General features: G+C 46.7%; 4 protein-coding genes. 1 reads left to right on the forward strand and 3 read right to left on the reverse strand.

What is annotated here, in order from left to right:
• The 3 genes from pnp to ACTHUT_RS14325 all read right to left on the reverse strand — a co-directional run.
• Positions 1-1,345 (reverse strand): polyribonucleotide nucleotidyltransferase (gene pnp / locus ACTHUT_RS14315; RefSeq protein ID WP_440418938.1); only part of this gene is annotated, 1,345 nt, incomplete at its 3' end.
• A gap of 237 nt (positions 1,346-1,582) precedes the next feature.
• Positions 1,583-2,446, reverse strand: a complete 864-nt coding sequence (locus ACTHUT_RS14320; protein WP_003683512.1) for a phosphoribosylaminoimidazolesuccinocarboxamide synthase — start codon at positions 2,444-2,446, stop codon at positions 1,583-1,585.
• A gap of 152 nt (positions 2,447-2,598) precedes the next feature.
• Positions 2,599-3,615 carry a calcium-binding protein gene (locus ACTHUT_RS14325; protein ID WP_440418939.1) on the reverse strand — a complete coding sequence of 339 codons (1,017 nt, stop codon included), beginning with the start codon at positions 3,613-3,615 and terminating at the stop codon, positions 2,599-2,601.
• A 798-nt stretch (positions 3,616-4,413) separates the two neighbouring features.
• Here ACTHUT_RS14325 and ACTHUT_RS14330 point away from each other — a divergent pair.
• Positions 4,414-4,582, forward strand: a 169-nt coding sequence (locus ACTHUT_RS14330; protein ID WP_440418940.1) for a sugar nucleotide-binding protein, incomplete at its 3' end; no start/stop codon positions are given.

Below are 4,582 nucleotides of genomic sequence, written 5' to 3' on the forward strand. Positions count from 1 at the left end.
AGCAGCCGCCGCAGACGGAAGCCATAGAGGAAGAGCCGTTGGATTCGGTAATTTCAGAAACCACGCGCATGGTGTAGCTGAAATCTTCAGGTTCTGGCAATACGGCCAACAACGCACGTTTAGCCAAGCGGCCGTGACCGATTTCACGACGTTTTGGCGCACCTACGCGACCCACTTCGCCGGTAGAATATGGAGGGAAGTTGTAGTGCAGCATGAAGCGGTCGGTGTATTCGCCGGACAGCGCATCAATGATTTGCTCGTCGCGTGAAGTACCCAAAGTGGCAACTGCCAAAGCTTGGGTTTCGCCACGGGTAAACAGTGCAGAACCGTGAGTGCGCGGCAATACGCCGGTTTGAATGTTCAACGGACGAACAGTGCGGGTATCGCGACCGTCGATACGCGGTTGGCCGTCCAAAATTTGGCTGCGGACAACATCGGCTTCCAAATGTTTGAAAATACCTTTGATTTCGTTGGCAGCCAGAGTGTCGGTTTCTTCGGTAATCAACGCTTCTTTTACAGCACTCCAAGCTTCGTCCAATTTGGCAGAACGCGCTTGTTTTTGACGGATTTTGAACGCTTCTTTAATGGTTTCGCCGGCAATTTCGCGTACTTTTGCAACCAATTCTTCATTGGTTTCAGGCGCTTTCCAATCCCATACTTCAGGGTTTACTTCATCGGCGAACTCGTTGATGGCGTTAATGGCCACTTGCATTTGATCGTGACCGTAAACAACCGCACCTAGCATCACTTCTTCAGACAAGATGTCGGCTTCGGATTCCACCATCAACACGGCTTTAGAAGTACCGGCAACAACCAAGTCTAATTGTGATTTAGCCAATTCGGCTTTAGTCGGGTTCAAAACGTACACGCCGTTTACATAACCCACGCGTGCCGCACCAATCGGACCGGCAAACGGTACGCCGCTCAACACCAGCGCGGCAGATGCACCCAACATTGCAGGAATGTCAGAATCGATTTCAGGGTCAACAGACACGACCATCGCTACGATTTGGATGTCGTGGTAGAAACCTTCAGGGAATAAAGGACGAATCGGACGGTCGATCAGACGGCTGGTCAGGATTTCTTTTTCGCTTTGTTTGCCTTCACGTTTGAAGAAACCGCCGGGGATTTTACCTGCTGCGTAAGTACGCTCGAGGTAATCGACAGTCAGAGGGAAGAAGTCTTGGCCTTCTTTCACTTCTTTGTTGGTGGTAACGGCAACCAAAACAACGGTGTCGCCCATGGATACTTTAACGGCAGCAGCGGCTTGGCGAGCGATCTCGCCGGTTTCCAAAGTAACGGTTTGATTACCGTATTGGAAGGTCTTAACGTGTTTATTGAACATTATTGTTCCTTTCAAAATACCGCACTGCTAAAACACTAATAATGCACACTAAAATCCGAATGTGCATAGTTAGGGTTTCAGACCGTGCGGCAGGTTATAAACAAGCTTTCAGACGGCCTTTAAAGGCACTGAAAACAACTCTCGATTATAAAGGCAACCATCCTTAAAATCCAGTATTGATACAATAAAAAGGCCGTCTGAAACATATCTCTTTCAGACGGCCTTCAAACTTAAAAATTAATCCTGAGTCAGCAAAGTCAATGCTTCCTGATATTTTTCGACTGTTTTCTGAATTACATCGGCAGGCACTTTAGGCGCAGGCGCTTTTTTGTTCCAACCGCTTTGCTCCAACCAGTCGCGGACAAATTGTTTGTCAAAAGACGGCGGATTGGTGCCGACTTTATATTGGTCGGCAGGCCAAAAACGGCTGGAGTCAGGCGTCAATACTTCGTCCATCAAAGTCAGTGTGCCTTCTTCATCCAAACCAAATTCAAACTTGGTATCGCAAATAATAATACCGCGAGATTTGGCATATTCGGCTGCTTCTGTATAAAGCTGAATCGCTTTGGCGCGTACTTCCGCCGCCAATTCTTTTCCGATAATGCGTTCGCATTCTTCAAAGCTAATGTTTTCATCATGATCGCCAACCTCAGCTTTGGTCGATGGCGTAAAAATCACTTCAGGCAGTTGTTGCGCTTCCTGCATACCTTCAGGTAGTTGAATACCGCAGACAGAGCCTGTCTTTTGATAATCTTTCCAACCGCTGCCTGCCAGATAACCGCGCACAATAGCCTCCACTTTCACCGGAGTGAGTTTTTTAGCCACGACGGCGCGTTTTTCTAAAACTTTGGCTTCGTTTTCAGGCAAAACATCGTAAACGGTATGGCCGGTAAAGTGGTTAGGCATAATATGAGCCAGTTTTTTAAACCAAAAATTGGAAATCTGCGTCAGAATCTCCCCTTTACCCGGAATCGGGTCATCCAAAATCACATCGAATGCAGACAGTCGGTCGGAAGCAACCATCAACATTCGTTTATCGTCAATTTCATACAAATCGCGTACTTTGCCGGAGTAGATTTTTTTCAAGCTGATTTCAGACATTTCGGGTATCTCTTAGATAGACAGAAGAATGCGATATTTTAGCCCAATTTGGAATTTTTCGTCAGATTGTTTACAAAATAAAGGCCGTCTGAAACCTTATATTTTGGTTTCAGACGGCCTTAACCGTTGATTTCAGAGAAGAACCCTGAAAATTACCATCCAGAAACTTGAGTCTGTTCTTGGATGTGGTTCACAGCAGACAGAGAGTAGTAGTCACCGTGGCCGGTTACTTGGTAAGTGCTACCGTCAGCAAATTTGAAGTTTTCAACTTTGTGATTGTTACCGGTGAACCAGTCGTCGATGGTGATGCTGTCAGAACCGACAGAAACAGTCAGGTTAGCACCTGATTTGCTCAGCAATACGTCGGAAGCTGCAATGCCTTTACCGAACAACAGGGTGTCATTACCGCTTTCCTCACGGATAGTGTCGTGACCGTAACCTTTGTCGAAGAAGTAAGTGTCGTTACCGGTACCGCCGATCAGGATGTCGTTGCCGACACCGCCGTCGAGGTAGTCGTTACCGTCTTTACCAACCAGGCAGTCATCGCCGGCCAAACCGTACAGATGGTTGTTGCCGCCGTTACCTTCGATGTTGTTGTTCAAAGAGTTACCGGTACCGTTCAGGTTTTGCATACCTTGCAAAAACAGGTTTTCAACGTTATCGGTCAAGGTGTAGTCGATAACGGTACGAACAGTATCGATACCGCCGTTCAGATTACCGTACTCGATAACTTGGTCGTCGGCATCGTCAACGAAATAAACGTCGTTACCGTCGCCACCGCGCATGATGTCAGCACCGGAACCACCGTTCAGGTAGTCGTTACCGTCACCACCTTGCAGGTAGTCTTTACCTTCTTCACCGTACAGAGAGTCACCGTCGGCATCACCGTAAATGGTGTCATTACCTGCACCGGCGTAGATTACGTCTGCGCCGTTGCCACCGTAGATGATGTCTTCGCCAGCAGTACCATAAATGGTATCTTTAACATCAGTACCGCGGATAACGTTGGGTCGGATGACATTACCTGGGTTTTTGTCTTCGTGACCGTATGAGTTGTCTTGGTTATGGTCGTCAGCACAGTCTTTGCAGTCTGGCTTAGGTTTTGGCTCTGGCTTAGGCTCAGGTTTTGGTTGTGGTTTTGGTTGTGGTTGTGGTTGTGGTTGTGGCACAGGTTTTTGTGGCACAGGTTTTTGTGGCACAGGTTTTTGTGGTTGCGGTTCTGGTTGTGGCTCAGGTTTTAGTTGAGGTGGTTTACGCTGAGGTTTTGGTTGTGGTTTTGGATATCGGAGCCGATTGCTCGAGTTGGTGTGCCAAGGGTGGTAAGGTGAACCAGGTACCACATGAACTACTGGCGGCACTCTGCCAATTCTAGCGGTGCTGCCGGTAGAACCAGAAGATTTTGATGAACCGCAGAAGTGAGCTGGGTCGGACTGCCCTGGAATAGAAGAGCAGTAAGGCTTACCTGGGGTCCAGATAGGCTTACTAGCCTGGGGTCCACGATGCCCGCTGTAAGATCTTGCCATAATAATTACTCCCAAAATGGTTAATAAAGATATCGAGCTAGAGGAACGAGCAAATCCGCCCTTGCTCAAATATTATTTTAGTTATATTTTTCAAGATATTTACTGAAAAATATCAAACGGTAGAATTTTCCGACAAAAGGACGGAGTTTTGCCTGTTTTTAAATTCCATTATCCTAGCAACAATAAAAACATCAACATTGATTCACACTCTCTCAAACAGCATAGATCCTTTATCTATCTTGTTGAAAGCTGAACTTTAACTATAGTTATAGTAAGCAAACATAATACCAATAAGTGGTTATTATTGTGGATAGATGATATCGATAATTTGCCCAAATACAGCCGCATCCGCATTTTGTTCTACGTCAATAATGTGAATTTGTCGTATTTACACTATAATGACACGAATACCTATTTAACAGCTATCAGAGGAGATACTCAACCATGCGTACTTTATTGACCGGAGCCAAAGGCCAGCTTGCCCGCTGTCTGCGCGACCGCCTGCCCGAAGATTGGGAACTGATTGCTACCGACTCTACTTCGCTGGACATTACCGATACCGAAGCCGTGCATCACATGATCAAAAACTTCCAACCAGATGCCATCGTTAATG

The organism is Neisseria sp. P0022.S010, assembly GCF_051956635.1.